The following is a 24,625-nucleotide window of genomic DNA, read 5'->3' on the forward strand; positions in this document are numbered from 1 at the left end:
ACAGAGGGGGGCGCGAAGGAACGCGACGCTTGCTCCGTTCGGCCGAGGCGGCCCGCCCATGACCACCACCTTCACCATCGCCATCGACGGCCCGGCAGGCGCCGGCAAGGGCACGCTGGCCCGCCGGCTTGCCGACCATTACCGCCTCAACCTGCTCGACACCGGCCTGACCTACCGCGCAACGGCCCATAAGTTGCTCGAGCTCGGCCTGCCGCTCGACAATGTCTCGGCGGCGGAAACGGCGGCGCGCCAGGTGGATCTCTCGAATCTCGACCGCACCGTGCTTTCGGCGCATACCGTGGGCGAGGCCGCGTCGAAAGTCGCGGTCATCCCGACCGTGCGGCGCATCCTGGTCGAGAAGCAGCGGGCGTTCGCCAAGGCGCCGCCGGGCGCTGTGCTCGACGGCCGCGACATCGGCACCGTCGTATGCCCCGACGCCGACATCAAGCTCTATGTGACTGCAAGTGCGGAGGTGCGCGCCAGGCGGCGGCTGGCCGAGATCGAGGCTATCGGCGGCAGCGCCGATTTCGCCACGATCCTGGCCGATATCGAGCGCCGCGACGAACGCGACATGGGTCGCGCCGACTCGCCGCTGAAGCCGGCGAGCGACGCGCACTTGCTTGATACCAGCGAAATGGCTATAGAGGCCGCGTTCCTGGCGGCCATGGCGATCGTTGACGACGTCCTGGCCAAGAGAAACAAGGCCTGATCCGGGCGTTTCGTTTGCCGTTGGCGCCGAAAATACCCATATCGGGCAAGAACCAGCCTGCCAGCATTCTTCATGCGCCGGACTTGCCGCTAGAAACAGCGGCCCAGGGCTTTTGTAGCAGCCCGGAACGCCGGCAGGCTCACGCAACGCTAACCAACGGCGCCCGCTTCGCCAGCGCGCGGAGCATTCCAGGAGAAACAATGTCAGTAGCTAATCCGTCTCGCGACGATTTCGCGAGCATGCTCGAAGAATCATTTACCGCCGGCCATTCCGGCGAAGGCCAGGTTGTCCGGGGCACGATCACCGCGATCGAAAAGGACATGGCCATCATCGATGTCGGCCTCAAGGTCGAAGGCCGCGTGCCGCTGAAGGAATTCGGTGCCAAGGGCAAGGAAACCACCCTCAAGGTCGGCGACACCGTCGAAGTCTATGTCGAGCGCATCGAAAACGCGCTTGGCGAGGCCATGCTGTCGCGCGAGAAGGCTCGCCGCGAGGAGAGCTGGGTCCGCCTCGAGGAGAAGTTCACCAAGGGTGAGCGCGTCGAAGGCGTTATCTTCAACCAGGTCAAGGGCGGCTTCACGGTCGATCTCGACGGCGCCGTGGCGTTCCTGCCGCGCAGCCAGGTCGATATCCGCCCGATCCGCGACGTCACTCCGCTGATGCACAACCCGCAGCCCTTCGAGATCCTCAAGATGGATCGTCGCCGCGGCAACATCGTTGTCTCGCGCCGCACAGTGCTCGAAGAGAGCCGCGCCGAACAGCGTTCGGAAATCGTGCAGAACCTCGAAGAGGGCCAGGTTGTCGAAGGCGTGGTCAAGAACATCACCGACTATGGTGCGTTCGTCGATCTCGGCGGCATCGACGGCCTGCTGCATGTCACCGACATGGCATGGCGCCGCGTCAACCATCCGACCGAAATCCTCAACATCGGTCAGACGGTCAAGGTGCAGATCATCCGCATCAACCAGGAAACCCACCGCATCTCGCTCGGCATGAAGCAGCTCGAGTCGGATCCGTGGTCGGATATCGGCACCAAGTTCCCGATCGGCAAGAAGATCCGCGGCACCGTCACTAACATCACCGACTACGGCGCGTTCGTCGAGCTGGAGCCGGGCATCGAAGGCCTTATCCACGTTTCGGAAATGTCGTGGACCAAGAAGAACGTGCACCCCGGCAAGATCCTGTCGACGACGCAGGAAGTCGACGTGGTGGTGCTCGAGGTCGATCCGGCCAAGCGCCGCATCTCGCTCGGCCTCAAGCAGACGCTGGAGAACCCGTGGCAGGCTTTCGCCTCGAGCCATCCGGTCGGCAGCCAGGTCGAGGGCGAGGTCAAGAACAAGACCGAGTTCGGCCTGTTCATCGGCCTGGAAGGCGACGTGGACGGCATGGTGCACCTTTCCGACCTCGACTGGACGCGTCCGGGCGAGCAGGTCATCGAAGAGTACAATCGCGGCGACATGGTCAAGGCGCAGGTGCTCGACGTCGACATCGAGAAGGAGCGCATCTCGCTCGGCATCAAGCAGCTGGCCAAGGATACGGTCGGCGAAGCAGCCAACAGCGGCGAACTGCGCAAGAACGCCGTCGTCACCTGCGAGGTCATCGGCGTCAAGGAGGGCGGTCTGGAAGTGCGGCTGGTCGACAGCGGCCTCGAGACCTTCATCAAGCGCTCCGACCTTTCGCGTGACCGCGACGAGCAGCGCCCCGAGCGCTTCACCGTTGGCCAGAAGGTCGACGCCCGCGTCATCGCCTTCGACAAGAAGACCCGCAAGCTGCAGGTCTCGATCAAGGCGCTGGAAATCGCCGAAGAGAAGGAAGCAGTCGCGCAGTACGGCTCGACCGACTCCGGCGCCTCGCTGGGCGACATCCTGGGCGCCGCGCTGAAGAAGCAGGGCAGCTAAGCCGCCCCTCTACGTGCCGAACAAAAACCCCGCCGGATCGCTCCGGCGGGGTTTTTCTTTACGGCAATATAAGCTTTCTGGCGTATCGCTGCAGCCCGAGGGAAGGGCTTTCCATGAGCAACGGCGACGATTGTCCCGCCATGCCATCATCGCGGGCGCTGCGGCTTTACGCCAGATCGCCTGTGTTGTTCTGCTATTGCGGCATGGCCATCATCATGATCGTGCTGCGGTCCTTCGGCCTGCAGCTCAACGGCGACATGGACGACCTGATCAAGCTGCACGAAGTCCGCACCTTGCTTCACACTGGGGATATCTTCGACCGGACGCTGCCCGGCATCGCCCAGCCTGAGCCCTATGTCTCGCATTGGCCGGGGATCGTGGACCTGCCCTATGCCGTCTTCGCGCGCCTGCTCGCGCCGTTTGCGGGCGTCGAGCCGGCCCTGACGGCGGCAAGCGCCGTCGTGCCTCTGCTGTTGTTCGCGCCGGCGCTCTATTTCTACACCCGGCTGGTGGCCGCAATGGATATCGGCAAGACGGCGGCTGCCTTGCCGCTGGCGCTGATCTTCTCGACGGGCAGCTTTTTCGAATACGCGCCGGGGCGGATCGACTACCACAATCTGCAGATACTGCTTCTGCTGGCGGCCTTGGTTCTGCTCTTGTCGCAGAGCCGCGCCGCTCCCGTCATCAACGGACTGCTGGCGGCGCTGGCATTTGCAATCAGCGCCGAGTTCGCGCCTTTCTACGCCCTGGTCATGGCGATCTATGCCTTCGACTGGATCGCCGGCCACGACGACGATGCGGCCAGGATCACCCGCTTCGGGCTCGGCCTGGCGGCCGGAGCGATCGGCATGCTTGCCGCCGTGCAGCCGCCTTCAGCCTATTTCATGGCCAAGTGCGACATCTATTCGGCGCCGCATGTGACGGTGCTGGTTGCCGCCGGGCTTTCGTTTGCGGTCGCGCCCCTGCTTGCCGGCCGGCGCGGCGGATGGACAATGCGCGCGGCACTCCTGCTGGCGTTCGCGACCGCCAGCCTTGCGGCGCTCGTGCTGTTGTTCCCGCAATGCCTGCACGGGCCTTATACCGCGCTGGACGCCTATGTCCGCGACAACATGATCAACCGGATCCTTCAGGAGCAGAGCTTGCCTCGCTACCGGCATCTTCTGTCGTTGGGTTTACCCGGCGTGGTGTTGGTATTCGTCGGGGCGTTGGCGCCGGCCGTGATCTGCCTCGATCCGCGCAGCAGAACACGGCCGCGTGTCGTCCTTGCCCTGTTCTCGATTCTCGCGCTGGTCCTCGGCATCGGCTATATGCGCTATTTCCGCTACACTGCGGTTTTCACCAGCATCGGCTTGGCGCTGGTGATCACGAGTTTCCTGCCGGCAGGTTCGAGGCTGGCACGATTATTGACGCCCAATGCGCCGGTGGTATCGCGAAAATATGCGTTGATCCTGCCCGGCCTGGCTTTGTCTACGACAATGGTGCTGTATAATTTGTCGGTGCGGCCGCCCCAGGAAGCCATTCCCGCTGGCGAGTTGGCGGACAGTTGCGACCTCAGCCATTTTCAATCCGGGCAAAGCTGGCCGGCAGGCGCAGTCGTGCTGGCGCCGCCTCTGGTAGGAGGCCATTTCGTCACCCTCCCCGAGGGTCCCAAGGTTGTGACGATCGGCAATCATCGCTCAGCACAAGGTATCGAGCGAAGCTACCGGTTTCTTGATCCCGCCACCGCCGATCCGCGCGCCTATCTCGATCAGTCCAAGGCGACGCATGTCGCGCTTTGCGCCTGGCGGGACCCGCCTTTGCCGAAGCTGGAGGCCCTCTACCCCTTCGCCGCAATGCTGATCGAAGGCAGGCCGCCGCCATGGTTGCGGGAGTGTCCCACCGATGCTTCGTCGCCGCTGCGGATCTACGCCTACCGCAATGCCGACGGATCGGATGCCGGCTGCCCGGTTTCACCGGCTCAGGTCCGGTCATGAACAGCGAGGCGACGGCACGAGCCAGCGCTCGCCGGCCCGTGGAAACTCAGGCCCGGCCGTACAGCGGCACCAGCGTGCCGCTCATCGCCTGGTTGGCCGGCGAAGCGAGATAGGCGATTGCCTCGGCGGCGGCTTCGAGGCTGACCCATTTAGCGAAATCCGCGTCGGGCATGTCGGCGCGGTTGGCCGGCGTGTCGAGCGTCGAGGGCGCCACGGCATTGACCAGTATGCCTTTGCCCTTCAGCTCTTCGGCCATGGCCACCGTCATGGCCGCGACCGCAGCCTTTGACGCGGCATAAGCGACCATGCCGGAACCTTTGCGCGGCTCCAGCGCCGCCCGCGCCGTGACATTGACGATGCGGCCGGCCGTATTGGACTCCAGCATGGAGCGCACAGCGGCGCGGCTGCATAGGAAGGCGGTGCGGGCGTTGGTCTCCATCATTTCGGCGAAGGACGCCGACTCGATCTTTTCGATCGGCGCCATGGTGAAGCCGCCGGCCAGGTGGATCGACGCCCAGAGCTCGGGTACCTGGTGATAAAAAGCCTCGACCTTGGCGGAGTCCGACAGGTCGACATTATGCGCCAGGTGGACACTGGCGTGGGCCGCAAAAGGGAAATGCGGCGGGGCAGCAGCATGGGCATTGGGCACGTGGCAGATCGCGCCCTGTTCGAGCAACCGGCCAACCACCGCGCCACCAAGCGCGCCGGTTCCGCCGGTTACAACGATATGCCTGCCCTCTAGTGTTTCCGTCATCCTTGACCGCTCCTGTCGTCTTTTATGATTATGTCGCTTGTTAACCCGCGCCGACGCGAAGCGTCGCCCCTTTCGCGCGATCACTCAACCGCTATCTCGGCATGGCAGCCGTCACGTCTTTGCATGCATGAGCCAGCTAACCAGCGGCCGCCAAGGCCCGCTGGGACGAAGCCGCCCAGCGCGACCTGCTGGTCGACGACTTCGTGGACACGGCAAATCAGTCGACGGTGATTTCGATGACGCGGGGCTTGCCGGCCGCGCGGGCGCGCTTCAGCGCCATGGCCAGGCCGTCAACGCCGGTCAGCCGTTCGGCCGCGATGCCATAGGCCTCGGCGAGCTTGCAGAAATCCGGCGGCGCCGGCGAGACGCCGACCGGCTCGACGCCGACATCGAGCATCGAGGTTTCGATCTCGCGATAGCCGCGATTGTTCCAGACGACGAAGATCACCGGCGCTTCGGCATCGAGCGCCGCGCCGATTTCCGGCAAGGTGAACTGGAAGCCGCCGTCGCCGGTGAGACACACGACCGGCGCCTCCGGCACGGCGAGTGCCGCGCCGATGGCGGCCGGCGGACCGTAGCCCAGCGCGCCGAAGCCGGTCGCGGCATTGAACCAGCCGCCGGGCCGATCGTGGTCGTAATAGAGATTGGCGGCGTAGATCGGCTGGGTGGAATCGCCGACGATGATTGCGCCCGGCAAAGCGTCGCGGATCGTCTCCACCGCGCGCACCTGCGCCAGATATTCAGGCTTCAGCTCGGCCCGCGCGGCGTCTCGCGCCGCTGCCGCGCGGGCCACGCCATCCTTTGCCGCCGCGTGACCGGGCCCGATCGCAGCGAGCAAGGCTTCAATCGCCTCGGCGCAATCGGCCTGGATGCCGACCGTGACCAGGCGACGCGCCAGTTGGTCGGCGCCGATGTCGATGCGGATCAGGTTCTTCGGCAGCACGAAACCGCCGTCGCCATAACCGTCATAGTCGGTGGGTCCGAACTCGGTGCCGGCGGCAATCACCAGATCGGCGTCCGCCATCAGCGCGCGCACCGCCTTGAGACTCGGGCTCGCCGGCACGCAAAGCCGATGGCCATGCATCAGCCCACGAGCATTGGTGGTCTCGACAACCGGTGCGCCGAGCGTCTCGGCCAACCGGCCGAGCGCGGCGTTGGCCTTCTTGGCACCCCCGCCGGCAAGGATCAGCGGGCGGCGAGCGACCTCGATCAACTTTGCGGCTTCAGCAATCACCGCCCGATCCGGTACCGGCGGCGCGACATTGCTGAGCGTTGGCGCAAGCCCGTCGGCAGGCTTCACCATCACATCGGTGGGGATCTCGATGTGCACCGGGCCCGGCCGTGCGGACGAGAACAGCGCGAAGGCGCGGGCGAGGGCTCCCGGCAACTCATGGGCCTCGGTGACGCGCTCGGAGAACAACGCCACCTTCTCCATCATGCCGCGCTGGTCGGGCAGTTCGTGCAGGAAGCCGAGCCCTTTGCCGAGCGTATCGGTGGCGTTGACGCCGGAGATCACCAGCATCGGCACCGAATCGGCGCGCGCCTGGCCCATGGCGGTGATGGTGTTGGTGAGGCCCGGCCCGGTGATGACGAAAGCCACGCCCGGCCGGCCGCTGGTGCGGGCATAGCCATCGGCCATGAAGCCGGCGCCCTGCTCGTGGCGCGGCGTGACGTGGCGGATCTTCGAGCGCGCCAGGCCGCGATAGAGCTCGACCGTGTGAACGCCCGGAATACCGAAGACGGTGTCGACGCCATGCGCCTCCAACAAGGTGATGAGCGCTTCGCCGAGCGTTGTCATTGGTCTTCTCCCTTTCGAGCCGATCCCTGTTCAACGGAACGACGGCCCGCTCTATCTCTTTGTTTTCAAGGCAATTCCGGACGGAAACCGCTTCTCACTTTTCCTGGAATTGCTCCAGCGGCGCGAGGCCGAGTTCGGCCTCGATAGTCTTGATGCCGATCGTCGCCAATTCGCCAGGCGCGAACATCTCGCCGGCCAGGCAGCCTTCCACCCAGAGCCCGTCGATAATCGCGTTGATCGCAATGGCATGGTGGCGCAGCTGGCTTGCGGCCGGCTTCCTCCGCTCGGCGGCGAGCACCTCGGCCACAACGGCCTCCACCTCGTTGCGAAAGCCAAGGTAGCCTTCGCGGTGGGCGCGAGCCAGGCTCGGATCCGCACCGGCGCGACCGATGAAGGTTGCCCAGAGCGAAAACACCCGTTGGTCGATGATCGGCGCGTTGAGGTTGGCGGTGACGAAGGCCGCGAGGCGCTGGCGTGGCGAGGCATCTTCCATGACCAACGCCGCTTTCGCCTGCTCGGTCATGCGGCCCATCAGCCATGCATAGGCTTCCTGCAGCAATTCTTCCTTGCCGGGGAAATAGTGCCTGATCAGCCCGGCGGTGACGCCGGCGCGCAGTGCGATGGTGCGCAAGGTAGCACCCTGCAAACCGTGTTCAGCAACGCTGTCCAGGGTCGCCTCGATCAAATCCTGCCGCCGCCGCTCCTCGCCCTCGCGACGGAACCTGCGGCGGGGCGGCGCATTCATTGGCGCAGGATCGGCCGCGTCAGGCATGTCGGCCCGCCTTCACAGGCAATGCACAGCGCATCGGCCTCAAATATTTCGACCGTGCAGCCGGCTGCTTCCATCGCGGCCTTGGTCCTGGGGAAGCCCGCAACGGCAATGACCTTGTGCGGGCTGGTCGGCAGCACGTTCAGGCTGAGGCCGTTGGAAGCGGCGAACTCTTGCGGGTCGCCTTCGACCAGCCGGATGCCGCGCGCCTTCAGCATCTGATAGAAGGCGGCCGGCAGAAGCGGCGAATAGACCAGGGCGAGATCGTCGGCCAGCGGACTGATCACCGACATCAGGTGCAGGCACGCCTCTTCGCCCTGCCACAACGGCAAATCGAAGCCGTAGACGGAAATGCCCAGCGGCGTCAGCAGGTTCGACACCTGCTGGATGCCTTCCTGGTTGGAGCGGACACCGCGCCCGATGACCAGCGTGCGGGCGTCCAGCCATACGCAATCACCGCCTTCGACCTGGCCGGGAGCCTCGACACGGCCGAGGATCGGAATGCCCAGTCTCTTGTAGGTCTCCTCATGCAGCGAGGGCTCCTTGGCGCGCAATGGCTTGCCCATGGACAGGATCAGCGCGCCGCGGTCGGTCATCAGCGACGGGTCGTGCGTGAAAACCGAATCCGAAAGTCCGTCTGCGTTGTCCTCGATCCATTCGATTTCGGCGCCGGAAGCCGCTACGAGCTCGGCGAGGGCCGCATGCTGCGAGGCAGCTTTCACCGGGTTGAACCCCGGGCCATAGTGCCAGGCTGCTCTGTCGGCGTCGCGCATGGCGTTGGCCGCCGAACGCATCAGCACGCGTCGCAGCGGCGCCGCCATGGATTGTGCTCCGAAAGCGCTCATCGATGCCCTTTTTTTAAGCTGAAAAAAATGAAGAAAATTTCATGGAAGGCTATTTATACACTTGCATAACAAGCCCGCAAGTGCCGTAATGAGCGGGATTGACGGGCTCGCGCTGTCGGGTCCATGCTGAAGTCTGGAGCGGGACAGTACAGCGTATGTTGATTAGCCGGATAGCCTTTCGACGACCTGGCGTCGATCACATAGAGGTCACCCGTTGAGCGCGGTAGGAGCTGCCTCAGTCTCATCCGGCGAGGCGCAGGACGGCGCCGCCGAAGCCATCCATGTCGAGAACCTGCACAAGAAATTCGGCCTGCTGCATGTGCTGAAGGGCGTGTCGCTGTCGGCGCGCGACGGCGAAGTGATCGCCATCATCGGCGGCTCTGGTTCCGGCAAGTCGACGCTTCTGCGCTGCATCAACTGCCTGGAAAATCCGACCAGCGGCATCATCCGGGTCAATGGCGAGGAGATCAAGCTCAAGGCCGACAGTCACGGCCACACCGTGCCCGCCGACCGCCGGCAGATCGAACGCATCCGCTCCAAGCTCGGCATGGTGTTCCAGAATTTCAATTTGTGGAGCCACATGACGCTGATCGAGAACGTCATCGAGGTTCCGGTGCATGTTCTCGGCGTCAAGCGCGACGTCGCGATCAAGGAGGCCGAGAAGCTGCTCGCCCGTGTCGGCCTTGCCGAAAAGCGTGACGTCTACCCGGCCTATCTGTCCGGCGGACAGCAGCAGCGCGCGGCGATCGCCCGCGCGCTGGCGATCAACCCGCGCGTCATGCTGTTCGACGAACCGACTTCGGCGCTCGATCCTGAGCTGGTCGGCGAGGTGCTGAAAGTGATCGGCGACCTGGCGCGCGAGGGGCGCACCATGGTGCTGGTGACGCATGAAATGAAGTTTGCCCGCGAGGTCGCGACCCATGTCGTCTACCTCTACAACGGGCTGGTCGAGGAGGAAGGCCCGCCGGAGCAATTGTTCGGCGCGCCGAAATCCGAAAGGCTCAAGCAATTCCTCCGCAATGTCGGCTAGGGCCGGCATCAAGCGGAGCGAAGAACCGGGAACAACAACAAACTGGGAGTTCTGACATGAAGACTGTTCTCAAGACATTCGCCGCGGCGCTGCTGATCGGCGTTGCCGCGATGGGCGGCATAGCCAAGGCCGACCAGGTCAAGATCGGCGTCGCCGCCGAGCCCTATCCGCCGTTCACCTCGCCCGATGCTTCGGGCAAATGGGTGGGCTGGGAAATCGACTTCATCGACGCCGTCTGCGCCGAGGAAAAGCTCGACTGCGTGATCACGCCGGTCGCCTGGGACGGCATCATCCCGGCGCTGACGACGAAGAAGATCGACCTGATCGTCTCTTCGATGTCGATCACCGCCGAACGCGAGAAGACGATCGACTTCTCGGACAAGTACTACAACACCCCGACCGCCATCATCGGGCCGAAAGACCAGAAGTTCGGCGCCACGCCGGACGATCTCAAGGGCAAGGTGGTCGGCGTCCAGGTATCGACCGTGCACGCCGTCTACGCCAAGAAGCATTTCGGCGCCACGGCGTCCGAGATCAAGGAATACCAGACCCAGGACGAAGCCAACAACGATCTTGCCGCCGGCCGCCTCGACGCGGTGCAGGCCGATTCGATCGCGCTTGGCGAATTCCTCAAGTCCGACCAGGGCAAGGCCTGCTGCGACCTGAAAGGCATGGTGGCTCCGGACGACGAGGTGCTTGGACCGGGCGTCGGCGCCGGCGTGCGCAAGGAAGACACCGAGCTGAAGGGCAAGATCAACGCCGGCATCAAGGCGATCCGCGCCAACGGCAAATATGACGAGATCTCGAAGAAGTACTTCGATTTCGATATCTATGGCGGCGGCGGCGCGCAGTCGAACTGAGGCTTTTCGCAAAAATGCGCAAGGGCATGGCGCTCCGCGCCATGCCCTAACCTTCCTACGCACGCTTGCCGCTGAGCCAAGCGGTCTGCCAGCAATTCGGGGGCGAAGCTGATCGACGCCTTTCTTCCGGCCTCCGCAGCCGGCATCATGGAACTCCTGTCGCCCGTGGCGCCCGGCTGGGGCGGCACGCTGCTGGTCGGGCTGCTGCATTCGATCGAGATCGCCATCGGCGCCACGTGTCTTGGCCTGCTGATCGGCGTCGGCGGCGCCTTCGGCAAGCTCTATGGCGGCCCGGTGACGCGCGACCTGCTCGCAGTCTACACCACGGTTGTGCGCGCGGTGCCGGAGCTGGTGCTGATCCTGCTGCTCTATTACGCCGGCACCGACCTCATCAACCAGGTGCTGACGGCGATAGGCTACCAGCGCGTCGATATCAGCGGCCTGGCCGCCGGCATTTTCGTGCTGGGTTTCGTCCAGGGCGCCTATTCGACCGAAGTGATCCGCGGCGCCATCCTCGCCATCCCGCAGGGCCAGATCGAGGCCGCCCGCGCCTATGGCATGTCGCCCGGCCTGATGCTTCGGCGCATCACGCTGCCGTCGATGCTGCCCTTCGCCATACCGGGCCTCGCCAATCTGTGGCTGATCGCCACGAAGGACACCGCGCTGCTTGCCGTCGTCGGCTTCTTCGAGCTGACGCTGGCGACACGGCAGGCCGCTGGCGTCACCAAGGCTTATCTTCTGTTCTACCTCGCGGCAGGCGCTCTCTATCTCGCTTTGTCGCTGTTTTCCAACCTGATCATCGGCCGCGTCGAAACGTGGTCGCGGCGCGGCATGCCCTCGGTCAAGGAGGCACGCTGATGGCTGGAGAGGTTGCCGTAATCAACGTCGTCGCGCGCGCCTCGCTGTGGCTTCAACCGCACCGCATCGTGCTGATCCTGATCGCACTGGCGCTGGTCTTTTGCGCGGCTTTCTTCATGCGCTGGGACTGGCTGCCGCAATATTGGGAAATGGGCCTGATGGGCCTGTGGCGGGCGCTCTGGATCCTGGCCGTCACCTGCGCGCTGGGCTTCACACTTGCCGTGCCGCTCGGGCTTGCCCAGGCCGGCGGCCCGTTCTGGTTCGCCATACCGGCCAAGGTCTTCTGCACCATCATCCGCGGGACGCCGCTGCTCCTGCAGCTGTGGCTGCTCTATTACGGGCTGGGCTCGCTGTTTCCGCAATATCCGTGGATCCGCGAATCCTGGATATGGCCTTATCTGCGGCAGGCGTGGCCGTATGGCGTGCTGGCGTTGACCTTGTCCTTCGCCGGCTATGAGGGCGAAGTGATGCGCGGCGCCTTCGCCGGCGTGCCGCGCGGCCAGCTCGAGGCGGCGCGGGCCTTCGGCATGAGCCGCTGGAAGATTTTTCGCCGCATCTGGCTGCCGCAGGCCTTCTACAGGGCGCTGCCGACGCTCACCGGCGAGACCGTGCTGCAGCTGAAATCGACGCCGCTGGTGGCGACGATTAGCGTCATCGACATCTTCGCCGTCTCGTCCAAGGTGCGCCAGGACACCTACCTGACCTACGAACCCCTGCTGCTGCTGGCGCTGATCTATATGACGATCACCGGCATCCTGGTTCTCGTCTTCAGCCGGATCGAGGCGCGGATTCCGGTCAAGATCGGGTAACAGGGGAGTAGGGGAGTAGGGGAGTAGGGGAGTAGGGGAGTAGGGGAGTAGGCACTCGTTACCCTCATTCACATTTCAATCCGTATTCGCTATTGCCACCACAATTTCCCCCTACTCCCTTATTCCCCTACTCCCCTAGGACAGCCATGATGCAACTCAGTCTCGACCAGGCGACAGGCCTATGCCGGATGGCGGCGCTCGGCGCCGGCGCCAATGAGGAAGCGGCGCAGTCGCTGACCGCCTCGATCATCGCCGCGGAAGCGGAAGGCCTGTCGACCGTCGGCCTGTCGCATTTCATCGACTATCTCGAAGCGTTCGAAGCCGGCCGCATCGATGGCAATGCCGAGCCGGTGATCACAAGGCCGGCGCTCGCCGTCTATCTGTCGGACGCCCGTGGCGGGCTTGCCCATACCGGTTTCGACCGCTCGATCGAGGATCTGGCCAAGGCGGCGAAGCTGTTCGGTGTGTCGATCTTCTCGCAGAAGAACGCCTATACCTGCGGCGCGCTCGGCTATTTCACCGGGCGCCTGGCCGAACAGGGGCTGGTCTCCTTCGCCGCCACCAACGGCCCGGCCGTGCTTGCCGGCTCCGGCTCGATCAAGCCGGTCTATTGCACCAACCCGATGTCCTTTGCGGCGCCTGCCGCCGACGGTCCGCCTCTGGTCATCGACCAGTCGTCAAGCGCCACCGCCTTCGTCAACATCCGCAAGGCGGCCGAGGACGGCAAGAAAATTCCCGAAGGCTGGGCGCTGGATGCCAACGGCAATGCGACCACCGACCCGGCGGCGGCGATGAAAGGCGCGATGCTTGCCTTCGGCGGCCAGCGCGGCGCCAACATCGCGCTGATGGTCGAGGTGCTGGCTGCCGGCATTTCCGGCGCCAACTGGTCGCTCGACGCGCCCTGGTTCACCGGTGGGCCGGACAGCCCTGGCACCGGCCTTTTCGTCCTGGCGATCGAGCCGAAATTGCTCGACCCGGATTTCGAACTGCGCATGAAAGAGCAGCTCGAGCGTCTGCGGCGGCGCTACGGCGTGCATATCCCTGGACGCTCGCGGGCCGAGGCCGCCGAGAAGGCCAAGGCGCGCGGCATCACCGCGTCCAAGGCCGTCGTGCAGCGCATCTCCGAGTTCGCCGAGCGCTACTCGGCCTGAAACAACTTTCGAGAACGCGCTTTCTTGCTTCATGCTTTGAACCTTTTTCGGCTCTGAAACGACCCATTCTCGGCACCCACACTGCGAGCCGCTTGGTTGGCTTCGTTCGGCTCGCGGCTGGCGGGCCGCGCCGTGCGTTCAGGGCCGAGGTGGGCGTGCTTGCTTCACGCCGCCTTGATACCGTCTCAGGTCAGGCTGCCTCGTGAGCCTTGTTTCGGTGTTGGCACTGCCCGGAAAACCCCGCTTCGGCGGGGTTTTCTGCATTCACATCCGCGACCATAAAACATGATGAGAAAGGTTAACTTTTGTTAACTTGACTCGCCCGGAACCGTCGGGCGTTTGCGAGATCGTCACCAAGAAGGAGAGACTATGCTCGCGACCACCGACCCTCGCCGTTCCCGCCTGATCGTCCCGGCGCTCGGCCGCCTCTATTCGGCACTCCACGACATCGGCGAAACCCTGTTGCGCGCCGTTGCCGGCGTCTTCCTGGCCATCCATGGCTCGCAGAAGATCGTCGATCCGTTCGGCGCCACCGAAATGGTCGAAGGGCTAGGCTTCTATCCTGGCGTCTTCTGGTCGCCGCTGCTGGCCTTCACCGAGTTCTTCGGCGGCATCCTGATCGCCATCGGCCTGTTCACCCGCCCCGCCGCCTTGGCTGGCCTGATCGTGCTTCTGGTCACCGTCTGGTTCCATTGGGTGACCATGGGCCAAGGCTTTTCAGGCGCTGAGAAGTCGCTGCTGTGGGCCGCGATCCTGGCTTTCTTCGTCATCCGCGGCGGCAACCGCCAGTCGGTCGACGCGCGCATCGGCAAGGCGTTCTGAGCGGATCCGCCGTCGATGCAAAACAAGGCGACGAGCGACCTCCGGTCGCTCTTTGCCTTTGGCAAGAAACGGATTAAGAAACGGCTTCAGCCAAGCACTCGCGCGCGGAGCCAGTCCATGACCGAAATCCTGCAGACCCCCAAGCTCGTCGTCGTCTTCGGCGGCTCGGGCTTCGTCGGTCGCCATGTCGTGCGCGCGCTCGCCAAGCGCGGCTACCGCATCCGGGTCGCCTGCCGGCGGCCCGACCTTGCCGGCCATCTGCAGCCACTTGGCAATGTCGGCCAGATTCAGCCGGTGCAGGCCAATGTGCGCGTGCGCTGGTCAGTCGACCGCGCCGTGCAAGGCGCCGACCATGTCGTCAACCTCGTCGCCATCCTGCATGAGACCGGCCGGCAGAAGTTCAACACCGTGCATGAGTTCGGCGCCCGCGCCGTTGCTGAGGCCGCCCGCTCGGTCGGCGCTGGTCTGACCCACATCTCGGCACTTGGCGCCGACGCGAATTCGCCGTCGGACTATGCCCGCACCAAGGCCGCCGGCGAGAAGGCGGTGTTCGAGACGATCAACGACGCCGTCATCTTGCGGCCATCGATCAATTTCGGACCGGAAGACGGCTTCTTCAACCGCTTCGCCAACATGGCGCGCTACTCGCCGGTGCTGCCGCTGATCGGCGGCGGCCAGAACAAATTCCAGCCGGTCTATGTCGGCGACGTCGCCGAGGCCGTGGCGCGCTCGGTCGACGGCAAGATCAAGGGCGGCCAGGTCTATGAACTCGGCGGTCCGCAGGTGCTGACCTTCAAGGAATGCATGCAGGAACTGCTGACGGTCATCGAGCGCCGTCGCCTTTTGGCGCCGGTGCCGTTCTGGATGGCGAACATCCAGGCCTCGATCCTCCAGCTGCTGCCCAGCCCGCTTTTGACCAGGGACCAGGTCGAGCAGCTGCGCGAGCACAACATCGTCTCGGACGAAGCCGCCAAGGCCAACAGGACGCTTGCAGGGCTTGGCATCCAGCCGCAGGCTCTGGCGACGATCCTGCCCAGCTATCTGTGGCGCTTCCGCGCCGCCGGTCAGTTCCAGCAGCGCCGGCCAGTCGCCGACCGGTAATTCACCTAGACTAAATGCGGCGTGAGACCTGCATCGGCAGGCCGCCCTGTGGCTGCGTCGTCAGCTTCTGCACCGGCCATGGCCGGGTCTGCGACGTCGCGTCGAAACGGAAGCGCGACAAAAGGATCGCCAGCGCGATGATGGCTTCCTGCATGGCGAAGCTGGCGCCGATGCAGACGCGCGGGCCGGCGCCGAACGGCAGATACTGGAAGCGATCGATCTTGTCGCGGTTTTGCGGGTGGAAGCGCTCCGGCATGAAGGCGTCCGGCCTGTCCCACAGCTTGCGGTGGCGGTGCACGACCCAGGGCATGACCAGCACGGCGGCGCGCTTGGGGAGCACCAGATCGTTCCACGTCTCCGTCTCGATCGGCTCTCGGTTGATCGAGGGTGCCGGCGGGTAGAGCCTGAGCGCCTCCTCGAAAGCGGCGCGGGTGAACGGCATGGCGTCCAGCCATTTCGTCGGATCAGGCTCGCGCGCCAGCACCGCGTCGATCTCATGCTCGACCCGGTCGCGCTCCCACGGCGCTTCGGCGAGACAGTAGATGGTCCAGCCGAGAGCCCGCGCGGTCGTCTCATGGCCGGCGCCGATGAAGGTGATGATGTTGTCCTCGACTTCCGGGCGCGTCAGCCCGTCCGGGCCTTCGGCCTTGAGCAGAAGCGTCAGGAAATCCTGCGGCACGCCATCGGGGTCGCGCTTCATCCGCTCTTCGCGCATCCTGACCGTGCCGGCGACGATGTCGCGGAAATAGGCCATGGTCTTGCGGCCGCGGATGCGGGTGAGACGCGGCAGCCATGCCGGCGCGCGCAACAGGTCGAGCGGATCGACACGGCCCATCGTCTCGAACAGCCGGTCGATCTCCTTGGCGAAGCTGCCCGGCTCGCCGGCGATCTCGCCGGAAAACAGCGTCTCGGCCAGGATATCGTAGGTGAGCAACGTCATGTCGTGGGCGACATCGGTCATGCCGCCGGCCTCGTAGCGGCTGACGAATTCCTGCGTGCGCTTCAGCATCGGCTTGGCGAAGCCGAAGATGTGGCGCGGCGTGAACACCGGCGCCATCGCCTTGCGCGAGCGCTTCCACACCTCGCCTTCGGCGGTGAGCAGGCCGTCGCGCAAGATCGGGCGCAGGATCAGCTGGCGCACCGTCGCCATCTTGTAGTTCTTGGCGTTGTCGATCAGCACATGGCGGATGAGGCCCGGGTCGTTGGCGACGATCAGATGTCCGCCAACGCCATTCGCCGAAATCCAGGGTTCGTTGTAGGTGTGCTCGCCCCACAATTCGAGCGGGTTGCGGTAGACGATGCGCATCATCTCCAGCGTCGACGGCGGCGTGGTGCGCGGCTTGGGCGCCGGCGGCACGAAAGGGGCAGGCTGGGTGTCCATATGGCATGCTCCGCTGACAGCGCTGAATGTAGTGCCCGCCAAAGCAGGCGTCCATGTGGCCTTGCGGCGCAACCGGCGGCTAGCCTACCCGAGACAGCGTGTTCATCCAGTCGTGATCCCCGAACACTCGGATCAGACTTGTTCATCGGGACGCCTTGTTCTAGGTGGCAGTCACCAACAGATACCTTAGCGCAGGAGCCCGCCTTGAAGCCTCAACTGAACATCATTATCGGCAGCACGCGGCCTGGCCGGGTGGGACCGGTCTTCGGCAAGTGGATGGAGGCATTCGCGCGCCAACACGGAAAGTTCGAGCCTGTCCTGACCGACATCCATGCCTTCCAGCTTCCGGTTCTGGACGAGCCGCATCATCCGAGGCTCGGCAACTATCAAAACGACCATACCAAGGCCTGGTCGAAAGCCATCGACGCGGCGGATGCGTTTGTGTTCGTTGCGCCGGAGTACAATTATTTCGTGGCTCCGGCGATCGTCAATGCAATCGACTATCTGGCGCGTGAATGGAAATACAAGCCGGCAGGCATCTTGAGCTATGGCGGCCTTTCAGGCGGCCTGCGGGCGGCACAGGCGCTCAAGCCGCTGCTGACCTCGGTCGGGGTCATGCCGCTGTCCGAGGGCGTCGCGCTGCCGATGCACCAGACGCTGCTCGACAAGGAGGGCGGGTTTACCGCCAGCGACATGGTGGCCGCCAGCGCCAAGACCATGCTGGATGAACTGTCGCGCTGGAGCGAAGCTCTGAAGGGGCTGCGCGCGCCTGCGTCCAGCTGACGCAAAGCCCCGCAAGGCGGCTATCACGGGGCTGTGCATAGCCGTGGCCTCGCGTCTGGATCGTCGCGCATCGGAGCGCAATTCCACCCGGCCTGGAGAACACCTGTCGCCAAGCCGGCAAAATGCCTGCAAACCTTGGAAAACCGGCCGTTTGCGCCTATATCTAGGACATCAAAACGGCGCGATTCGGGGGCACTTTCCCGCGCCGGATCAGCGGCATCAATCAGACAGGTATTCATGAGCGACCAAATCGAAGGCGCCAATGGCGCGGAAGCCGAGTACGGCGCCGATTCCATCAAAGTTTTGAAGGGGTTGGATGCCGTCCGCAAGCGGCCGGGCATGTATATCGGCGATACCGATGACGGCTCGGGCCTGCATCACATGGTCTATGAGGTGGTGGACAACGCCATCGACGAGGCGCTGGCGGGACACGCCGACCTCGTCTCGGTGACGCTCAACCCCGATGGTTCGGTCACCGTGATCGACAATGGCCGCGGCATTCCGACCGATATCCACCCCTCAGAGGGTGTTTCGGCGGCCGAAGTGATCATGACGCAGCTGCATGCCGGCGGCAAATTCGACCAGAACTCCTACAAGGTTTCTGGCGGCCTGCACGGCGTCGGCGTCTCGGTGGTCAACGCGCTTTCCGCATGGCTGAAGCTCAAGATCCGCCGCAACGGCGAAATCCACGAAATGAGCTTCACGCATGGCAATGCCGATGCACCGCTGAAGATCACCGGCAGCTACGTTCAGAACAAGCAGCCCGGCACCAATGAGGGCCGCAGCGGCTCGGAGATCACCTTCTTTCCGTCGGCCGAGACCTTCACCATGGTCGAGTTCGACTTCGGCACGCTGGAGCACCGGCTGCGCGAGCTTGCCTTCCTCAATTCCGGCGTGCGTATCATCCTGACCGACGCGCGCCACGCCGACGTGCTACGCCATGAGCTGCACTATGACGGCGGCCTGGAAGAGTTCGTCAAATATCTCGACCGGGTGAAGAAGCCGCTGATCGAGAACCCGATCGCCATCCGCGCCGAGCGCGACGGCATCACCGTCGAGGTGGCGATGTGGTGGAACGACAGCTACCACGAGAATGTGCTGGCCTTCACCAACAACATCCCGCAGCGCGATGGCGGCACGCATCTGGCCGGTTTCCGCGCCGCGCTGACCAGGCAGGTCACCGGCTATGGCGAGTCCTCCGGACAGACCAAGAAGGAAAAGGTCTCGCTGACCGGCGACGACTGCCGCGAGGGCCTGACCGCGGTGCTCTCGGTCAAGGTTCCGGATCCGAAATTCTCCTCGCAGACCAAGGACAAGCTGGTTTCGTCCGAAGTGCGTCCAGTGGTGGAAAGCCTGGTCAACGAGGCGCTGGGCACATGGCTCGAGGAGCATCCGGCCGAAGGCAAGGTCGTGGTCGAGAAGGTGATTCAGGCGGCTGCCGCGCGCGAAGCCGCCCGCAAGGCGCGCGACATCACCCGCAAGAGCTCGCTCGGCGTCACCTCGCTGCCCGGCAAGCTTGCCGACTGCCAGGAGCGCGATCCGGCCAAGTCCGAAATCTTCATCGTCGAGGGTGACTCGGCCGGCGGCTCGGCCAAGGGCGGCCGCTCGCGCCAGAACCAGGCGATCCTGCCGCTGCGCGGCAAGATCCTGAATGTCGAGCGCGCCCGCTTCGACCGTATGCTGTCCTCGGACATGATCGGCACGCTGATCACCGCGCTCGGCACCTCTATCGGCAAGGACGAGTTCAACGCCGACAAGCTGCGCTACCACAAGATCATCCTGATGACGGACGCCGACGTCGACGGCGCCCACATCCGCACGCTGCTGCTCACCTTCTTCTTCCGGCAGATGCCGGAGCTGATCGAGCGCGGCCATCTCTACATCGCCCAGCCGCCGCTCTACAAAGTGACGCGCGGCAAGAGTTCGCAATACATCAAGGATGAAAGCGCTTTCGAGGAATTCCTGATCGGTTCGGGGCTGGAGGAAGCGTCGCTTTCGCTCGGTTCGGGCGAAGTCCGAACCGGCCAGGATCTGCGCAGCGCCATCGACGACGCACTCGCCGTGCGCCAACTGGTCAACGGGCTGCACACGCGCTACAACCGCGGCGTCGTCGAGCAGGCGGCGATTGCCGGCGCGCTCAATGCCGACGTGCTGAACGATCTAGGCCGCGCCAACGCCATGGCCGAACGCGTCGCCAAGCGACTCGACATCATTGCCGAAGAGACCGAGCGCGGCTGGACCGGCCGCCTGTCGACCTCCAATGAAGGCGTCGGCGGCTATGTCTTCGAGCGCACGGTGCGCGGCGTGAAGGAATTCGCCCAGCTCGATGCCGGGCTCATCAATTCGGCCGATGCGCGCCAGCTCGACCGCTATGCACCACGCCTTGCCGAAATCTATGGCGAGCCGCCCGTGCTGCGCCGCAAGGAGGTCTCGGAGACGATCGCGGGGCCGCTGGCGCTGCTCAACGCGGTATTCGCCACCGGCCGCAAAGGGTTGACCATGCAGCGCTACAAGGGCCTTGGCGAGATGAATGCCGAGCAGCTGTGGGAAACCACGCTCGACCCGAATGTGCGCTCGCTGCTGCAGGTCAAGGTCAATGACGCGACCGATGCCGACTCGCTGTTTTCACGCCTGATGGGCGACGAGGTCGAGCCACGCCGCGAGTTCATTCAGGACAACGCACTGTCGGTCGCCAATCTGGATATTTGATCGGATGCCATGCCGGCGTGCAGCGTCGCGCCGGTTGGTTCCATGATTTTGCAGCAAATCATTTCGTAACCCGGCCGGAACGGAAGCCTTCACAAGACATTGTGACAGCATCGATCACAATTTCTTGCAAGGAGACTTCCATGGGACGTGGCATTTTGCTCTGGTTGCTCGGTATTCCGATCCCGATCATCATCCTCATCATGCTGTTCGCACGGTAGGGGGTGTCCATGACAATCGTGTCGGCTGCCGACGTATCCGCTTCAACGGAATCATCCGCCACCGCCGTCAGCTGGGGTCCGATCATCGCCGGCGCCTTCGCCGCCTCGACGCTGACCTTCATCCTCATGCTGCTCGGCTCCGGGCTTGGGCTGAGCATGGTCTCGCCATGGTCGGGCTCGGGCGCTTCGGTCACCACCTTCGCGGTGTCGACCGCCATCTGGCTCATCATCGTGCAATGGCTGTCTTCCGGCGTCGGCGGCTACCTTGCCGGACGCTTGCGCACCAAATGGGTCGGCATCCACACCGACGAGGTCTATTTCCGTGACACCGCGCATGGCTTCCTCGCCTGGGCGCTGGCGACGCTGCTTGTCGTCGGCGTGCTTGGCTCGGCGCTGTCGGCAGCGCTTGGTTCAGGCGTGCAAGCGGTGTCCAACGTGGCGTCGGGCGCAGCCACGGGTGCGTCGGCCGGAGCGTCGGCCAATGCAGGCGGCGGAGCGACCAGCAATGCCACTTCCTATTTGGTGGATTCGCTGTTCAGGCCGGCCGATCCGACCAAGGTGGCGGCGACAGGCTCTGATGGCGATGCGGCTGCCGTTGGCCAAGCCACTCGCATCTTGATCGCCGGTGCTTCGGCGGGCGAGATTTCGGCCGATGACAAAGCTTATCTGTCGCAATTGGTCGCCGCCCGTACAGGTCTGTCCGCGGCGGACGCCAAGGCCCGTGTCGATGCCATGGTGGCCAAGATCGAGGACGCCAAGGTCAAGGCAAAGCAGGCTGCCGATACCGCCAGGAAAGGCAGCGCGACCTTTGCCCTGCTCGGCGCCCTGTCGCTGGTCATCGGCGCCTTCATCGCCAGTGCGGCAGCCGCTCTCGGCGGCAGGCAGCGCGACGATGAGGAAACCGCCTACCTGACAACGCGCTGAACGATATGAAGCAAATTGAAACGAGCCCGGCTTTCACAAGCCGGGCTCGTTCTATTTACGGGCCGAGGAATTTGCACCAATCGGCTGATCAGTGATCGAAAGCCTTGACGATTTCCTCGGTCATCTTCTTGGCGTCGCCGAGCAGCATCATGGTGCCGTCCTTGTAGAACAGCGTGTTGTCGATGCCGGCATAGCCGGAGCCGAGCGAGCGTTTGACGAACAGACAGGTGCGCGCCTTGTCGACGTCGAGGATCGGCATGCCGTAGATCGGCGAGGACTTGTCGTCGCGCGCGGACGGGTTGGTGACGTCGTTGGCGCCGATGACATAGGCGACGTCGGCCTGCGCGAATTCGGAGTTGATGTCCTCGAGCTCGAACACCTCGTCGTAGGGCACGTTGGCCTCCGCGAGCAGCACATTCATGTGGCCGGGCATACGGCCGGCGACGGGGTGGATGGCGTATTTGACGTCGACACCGTTGGCCTTGAGCTTGTCGGCCATTTCGCGCAGCGCATGCTGCGCCTGGGCGACCGCCATGCCGTAGCCCGGCACGATGATGACTTTCTGCGCATTCATCATCAGATAGGCGGCGTCCTCGGCCGAGCCCTGCTTGACGGTGCGCTCGATGCCGTCGTCGGCCGCAGCCGCCGTCTCGCCGCCGAACCCGCCAAGGATGACCGAGATGAAGCTTCGATTCATGCCCTTGCACATGATGTAGGACAGGATCGCGCCTGAAGAGCCGACCAGCGCGCCGGTGATGATCAGCGCCAGATTGCCGAGCGTGAAGCCCAGCGCCGCCGCCGCCCAGCCGGAATAGGAGTTCAGCATCGAGACCACGACCGGCATGTCGGCACCGCCGATCGGAATGATCAGAAGCACGCCGAGCGCCAGCGAGGCCAGCACGATCAGCCAGAAGACGAACTTCGCTTCGGTGGTGACCAGGAGCACGATCAGCACCACCAGGGCGACGCCAAGCGCGATGTTGATGAGATGGCGGCCGGCGATCATGATCGGCTTGCCGGACATGCGGCCGTCGAGCTTCAGGAAGGCGATGACCGAACCGGTGAAGGTGATGGCGCCGATGGCCACGCCCAGGCTCATCTCGATCAGGGCCTCGGCGTGGATGTCGCCCGCCGTGCCGATCCTGAAGCTTTCCGGCGCATACATGGCGGCGGCCGCCACCATCACGGCGGCAAAGCCGACGAGAGAGTGGAAAGCGGCGACCAGTTGCGGCATCGAGGTCATGGCGATGCGGCGCGCGGTGACGGCGCCGATGCCGCCGCCGATGGCGAGACCAAGCACGATCAAGCCAAAACGGCCGATCGAGGGAGCCAAGGGCAAGGCCAGCGCCAGCGTGGTGGCAATGGCGATACCCATGCCGATCATGCCGAAGAGATTGCCCCGGCGGCTGGTGGTCGGATGCGACAGTCCGCGCAGCGCCAGGATGAACAGGATGCCGGAGACGAGATAGAGGAAGGAAGCCAGATTGACGCTCACGTCACTTGTCCTTCTTCTTGTACATGGCAAGCATGCGCTGGGTGACCAGGAAGCCGCCGAAGATGTTGACCGAGACCAGCACAAGGGCGACGAAACCGAAGCCGGCGGCGAGCCCAGAGGCCGAAATGCCGACGGCAAGCAGCGCGCCGACGACGATGACCGAGGAAATGGCGTTGGTGACGGCCATCAGCGGCGTGTGCAGCGCCGGCGTCACCGACCAGACGACATAATAGCCGACGAAGATCGCCAGCACGAAGATGGCGAACTGGAAGACGAAGGGATCGACGGCGCCGCCGGACAGCGCGTGCGCCGCGTCAGCAGCGGCCGGCGTGGTTGCCAGATCATGCATCGCGACCCGCACCGCGGCCGTCGCCTGATCGAGTTGATCGAGGGCTTTCTGCAGGGCGTCCATCATGCGGTCCCTTCTGGCTTGGACGAGGGCGACTTGGCTGCGGCCTTCTTCTTCGGCGCCGGTTTGGCGTCGGCGACCATGGTCGTTGCGGGAATGGCGGCCGGCTCGGTGCGCGGTTCTTGCGCTGCCTTGGCGAAGTTCGGATGCACCACCTTGCCAGCATCGGTCAGCATGGTCGCCTTGACCAGTTCGTCGTCGCGCTTGATGGCAAGCGTCTTCGTCGTCTTGTCGATCATCGTCTCGAGGAAGGCGAACAGGTTCTTGGCATAAAGCAGCGAGGCCGAGGCGGCGACACGGCCTGGAACGTTGAGATGGCCGACGATCTTGACGCCATTTTCCGTCGTCACGACCTTGCCGGGCACCGCGCCCTCGACATTGCCGCCACGTTCGACGGCGAGGTCGACGATCACCGAGCCTGGCTTCATCGAGGCGACCATGGCGGCGGAGACCAGCTTCGGCGCCGGGCGGCCGGGGATAAGCGCCGTGGTGATGACGATGTCCTGCTTGGCGATGTGCTCGGCGGTGAGCGCTGCCTGCTTGGCCTGGTATTCCTTGGACATTTCCTTGGCGTAGCCGCCGGCCGTCTCGGCCGCCTTGAACTCCTCGTCCTCGACCGCCAGGAATTTGGCGCCGAGCGACTGCACCTGTTCCTTCACCGCCGGGCGCACGTCGGTGGCGGTGACGACCGCGCCGAGCCGGCGTGCCGTGGCGATCGCCTGCAGGCCGGCAACACCGACGCCCATGATGAAGGTCTTGGCCGCCGGCACGGTGCCCGCTGCGGTCATCATCATCGGCAGCGCGCGGTCATATTCGGCGGCGGCGTCGATCACCGCCTGGTAGCCGGCCAGATTGGCCTGCGAAGACAGCACGTCCATCGACTGGGCGCGCGTGATGCGCGGCATGAACTCCATCGAGAAGGCGGTGACGCCGGCCCTGGCAAGCGCGGCGACTGCGGCATCGTTGCCATAGGGATCCATAATGGCGATGACCGCGGCGCCGGACTTGTAGGTCTTCAGCTCCGCATCGGTTGGCCGGCGCACTTTCAGCACGACATCGGCCCCGGCGGCATCGCCCGCCTTGCCGATCGCGGCACCGGCGCCGGCAAAGTCCTGGTCGGTGATGCGCGAGCCCTGGCCGGCGCCCTTCTCGACGATGACGTCGAAGCCGAAACCTGTCAGACGCTTGACCGTGTCCGGCGAAGCCGCGACGCGCGGCTCGTTCGGGTCAAGCTCACGAGGGATGAATATTATCTGCCCCACCGGATGATCCTTTCGGCTGGAATCTTGGTTGCGCAAGGCGTCGGCCGGACGTCCGGCGACGTCGAGG

The 24,625-nt window shown here is 64.6% G+C and carries 21 protein-coding genes; 13 read left to right on the top strand and 8 right to left on the bottom strand.

Annotated features, from left to right (window positions below):
* Window positions 1-58 precede the first annotated feature (58 nt).
* The 3 genes from cmk to AB6802_RS02065 all read left to right on the top strand — a co-directional run bounded on the left by cmk (window position 59) and on the right by AB6802_RS02065 (window position 4,580).
* A complete protein-coding gene (gene cmk, locus AB6802_RS02055) occupies window positions 59-709 on the top strand; it encodes a (d)CMP kinase (protein ID WP_371008329.1) in 651 nt (216 codons plus the stop codon).
* 200 nt (window positions 710-909) lie between these two features.
* Window positions 910-2,607, top strand: a complete 1,698-nt coding sequence (gene rpsA / locus AB6802_RS02060; RefSeq protein ID WP_371008330.1) for a 30S ribosomal protein S1 — start codon at window positions 910-912, stop codon at window positions 2,605-2,607.
* Between the two features lie 113 nt (window positions 2,608-2,720).
* A complete protein-coding gene (locus AB6802_RS02065; protein WP_371008331.1) occupies window positions 2,721-4,580 on the top strand; it encodes a hypothetical protein in 1,860 nt (619 codons plus the stop codon).
* 46 nt (window positions 4,581-4,626) lie between these two features.
* Here the strand turns inward: AB6802_RS02065 and AB6802_RS02070 are convergent, their stop codons facing one another.
* The 4 genes from AB6802_RS02070 to AB6802_RS02085 form a co-directional block, all read right to left on the bottom strand.
* Window positions 4,627-5,334, bottom strand: a complete 708-nt coding sequence (locus AB6802_RS02070; RefSeq protein WP_371008332.1) for an SDR family NAD(P)-dependent oxidoreductase — start codon at window positions 5,332-5,334, stop codon at window positions 4,627-4,629.
* Window positions 5,335-5,551: 217 nt separating this feature from the next.
* A complete protein-coding gene (locus AB6802_RS02075; RefSeq protein WP_371008333.1) occupies window positions 5,552-7,132 on the bottom strand; it encodes a 5-guanidino-2-oxopentanoate decarboxylase in 1,581 nt (526 codons plus the stop codon).
* Between the two features lie 94 nt (window positions 7,133-7,226).
* Window positions 7,227-7,904 carry a TetR family transcriptional regulator C-terminal domain-containing protein gene (locus AB6802_RS02080; RefSeq protein ID WP_371008334.1) on the bottom strand — a complete coding sequence of 226 codons (678 nt, stop codon included), beginning with the start codon at window positions 7,902-7,904 and terminating at the stop codon, window positions 7,227-7,229.
* A complete protein-coding gene (locus AB6802_RS02085) occupies window positions 7,874-8,746 on the bottom strand; it encodes a dimethylarginine dimethylaminohydrolase family protein (protein WP_371008335.1) in 873 nt (290 codons plus the stop codon). The genes AB6802_RS02080 and AB6802_RS02085 overlap by 31 nt, the downstream gene beginning before the upstream one ends.
* 214 nt (window positions 8,747-8,960) lie before the next feature.
* Here AB6802_RS02085 and AB6802_RS02090 point away from each other — a divergent pair, with 214 nt between their 5' ends.
* From AB6802_RS02090 to AB6802_RS02120, 7 genes are all read left to right on the top strand, one after another.
* The gene (locus AB6802_RS02090; protein ID WP_371008336.1) at window positions 8,961-9,776 is read left to right on the top strand and encodes an ABC transporter ATP-binding protein; all 816 of its coding nucleotides are present in this window, start codon (window positions 8,961-8,963) and stop codon (window positions 9,774-9,776) included.
* Window positions 9,777-9,832: 56 nt separating this feature from the next.
* A complete protein-coding gene (locus AB6802_RS02095; RefSeq protein WP_371008337.1) occupies window positions 9,833-10,636 on the top strand; it encodes a transporter substrate-binding domain-containing protein in 804 nt (267 codons plus the stop codon).
* A 147-nt stretch (window positions 10,637-10,783) separates the two neighbouring features.
* On the top strand, window positions 10,784-11,494 hold the full coding sequence (locus tag AB6802_RS02100) for an ABC transporter permease (RefSeq protein WP_371008338.1): 711 nt from the start codon (window positions 10,784-10,786) through the stop codon (window positions 11,492-11,494).
* On the top strand, window positions 11,494-12,303 hold the full coding sequence (locus AB6802_RS02105) for an ABC transporter permease (protein ID WP_371008339.1): 810 nt from the start codon (window positions 11,494-11,496) through the stop codon (window positions 12,301-12,303). The genes AB6802_RS02100 and AB6802_RS02105 overlap by 1 nt, the downstream gene beginning before the upstream one ends.
* Before the next feature lie 149 nt (window positions 12,304-12,452).
* Window positions 12,453-13,454, top strand: a complete 1,002-nt coding sequence (locus tag AB6802_RS02110) for an Ldh family oxidoreductase (RefSeq protein WP_371008340.1) — start codon at window positions 12,453-12,455, stop codon at window positions 13,452-13,454.
* A gap of 369 nt (window positions 13,455-13,823) precedes the next feature.
* A complete protein-coding gene (locus AB6802_RS02115; protein ID WP_371008341.1) occupies window positions 13,824-14,276 on the top strand; it encodes a DoxX family protein in 453 nt (150 codons plus the stop codon).
* A 117-nt stretch (window positions 14,277-14,393) separates the two neighbouring features.
* Window positions 14,394-15,377: a complex I NDUFA9 subunit family protein gene (locus AB6802_RS02120; RefSeq protein WP_371008342.1), complete on the top strand. Its 984-nt coding sequence runs from the start codon at window positions 14,394-14,396 to the stop codon at window positions 15,375-15,377.
* 10 nt (window positions 15,378-15,387) lie between these two features.
* Here the strand turns inward: AB6802_RS02120 and AB6802_RS02125 are convergent, their stop codons facing one another.
* Window positions 15,388-16,758 (bottom strand): cytochrome P450, encoded by a 1,371-nt coding sequence (locus AB6802_RS02125; protein WP_371008343.1) that lies wholly within the window; start codon window positions 16,756-16,758, stop codon window positions 15,388-15,390.
* A gap of 204 nt (window positions 16,759-16,962) precedes the next feature.
* Here AB6802_RS02125 and AB6802_RS02130 point away from each other — a divergent pair, with 204 nt between their 5' ends.
* The 3 genes from AB6802_RS02130 to AB6802_RS02140 all read left to right on the top strand — a co-directional run bounded on the left by AB6802_RS02130 (window position 16,963) and on the right by AB6802_RS02140 (window position 21,392).
* Window positions 16,963-17,541, top strand: a complete 579-nt coding sequence (locus AB6802_RS02130) for an NADPH-dependent FMN reductase (protein WP_371008344.1) — start codon at window positions 16,963-16,965, stop codon at window positions 17,539-17,541.
* Between the two features lie 237 nt (window positions 17,542-17,778).
* Window positions 17,779-20,250 (top strand): DNA topoisomerase (ATP-hydrolyzing) subunit B, encoded by a 2,472-nt coding sequence (gene gyrB / locus AB6802_RS02135; RefSeq protein WP_371008345.1) that lies wholly within the window; start codon window positions 17,779-17,781, stop codon window positions 20,248-20,250.
* A gap of 227 nt (window positions 20,251-20,477) precedes the next feature.
* A complete protein-coding gene (locus AB6802_RS02140; protein WP_371008346.1) occupies window positions 20,478-21,392 on the top strand; it encodes a hypothetical protein in 915 nt (304 codons plus the stop codon).
* Window positions 21,393-21,480: 88 nt separating this feature from the next.
* Here AB6802_RS02140 and AB6802_RS02145 read toward each other — a convergent pair whose 3' ends face one another.
* From AB6802_RS02145 to AB6802_RS02155, 3 genes are read right to left on the bottom strand one after another with little or no spacing between them, the layout of a single operon-like run.
* Window positions 21,481-22,887 (bottom strand): NAD(P)(+) transhydrogenase (Re/Si-specific) subunit beta, encoded by a 1,407-nt coding sequence (locus AB6802_RS02145; RefSeq protein WP_371008347.1) that lies wholly within the window; start codon window positions 22,885-22,887, stop codon window positions 21,481-21,483.
* A gap of 1 nt (window position 22,888) precedes the next feature.
* A complete protein-coding gene (locus AB6802_RS02150; protein WP_371008348.1) occupies window positions 22,889-23,302 on the bottom strand; it encodes a proton-translocating transhydrogenase family protein in 414 nt (137 codons plus the stop codon).
* Window positions 23,299-24,558 carry a Re/Si-specific NAD(P)(+) transhydrogenase subunit alpha gene (locus AB6802_RS02155; protein WP_371008349.1) on the bottom strand — a complete coding sequence of 420 codons (1,260 nt, stop codon included), beginning with the start codon at window positions 24,556-24,558 and terminating at the stop codon, window positions 23,299-23,301. The genes AB6802_RS02150 and AB6802_RS02155 overlap by 4 nt, the downstream gene beginning before the upstream one ends.
* Window positions 24,559-24,625 lie beyond the last annotated feature (67 nt).

The organism is Mesorhizobium sp. RCC_202, assembly GCF_041355295.1.
Taxonomy (GTDB): domain Bacteria; phylum Pseudomonadota; class Alphaproteobacteria; order Rhizobiales; family Rhizobiaceae; genus Mesorhizobium.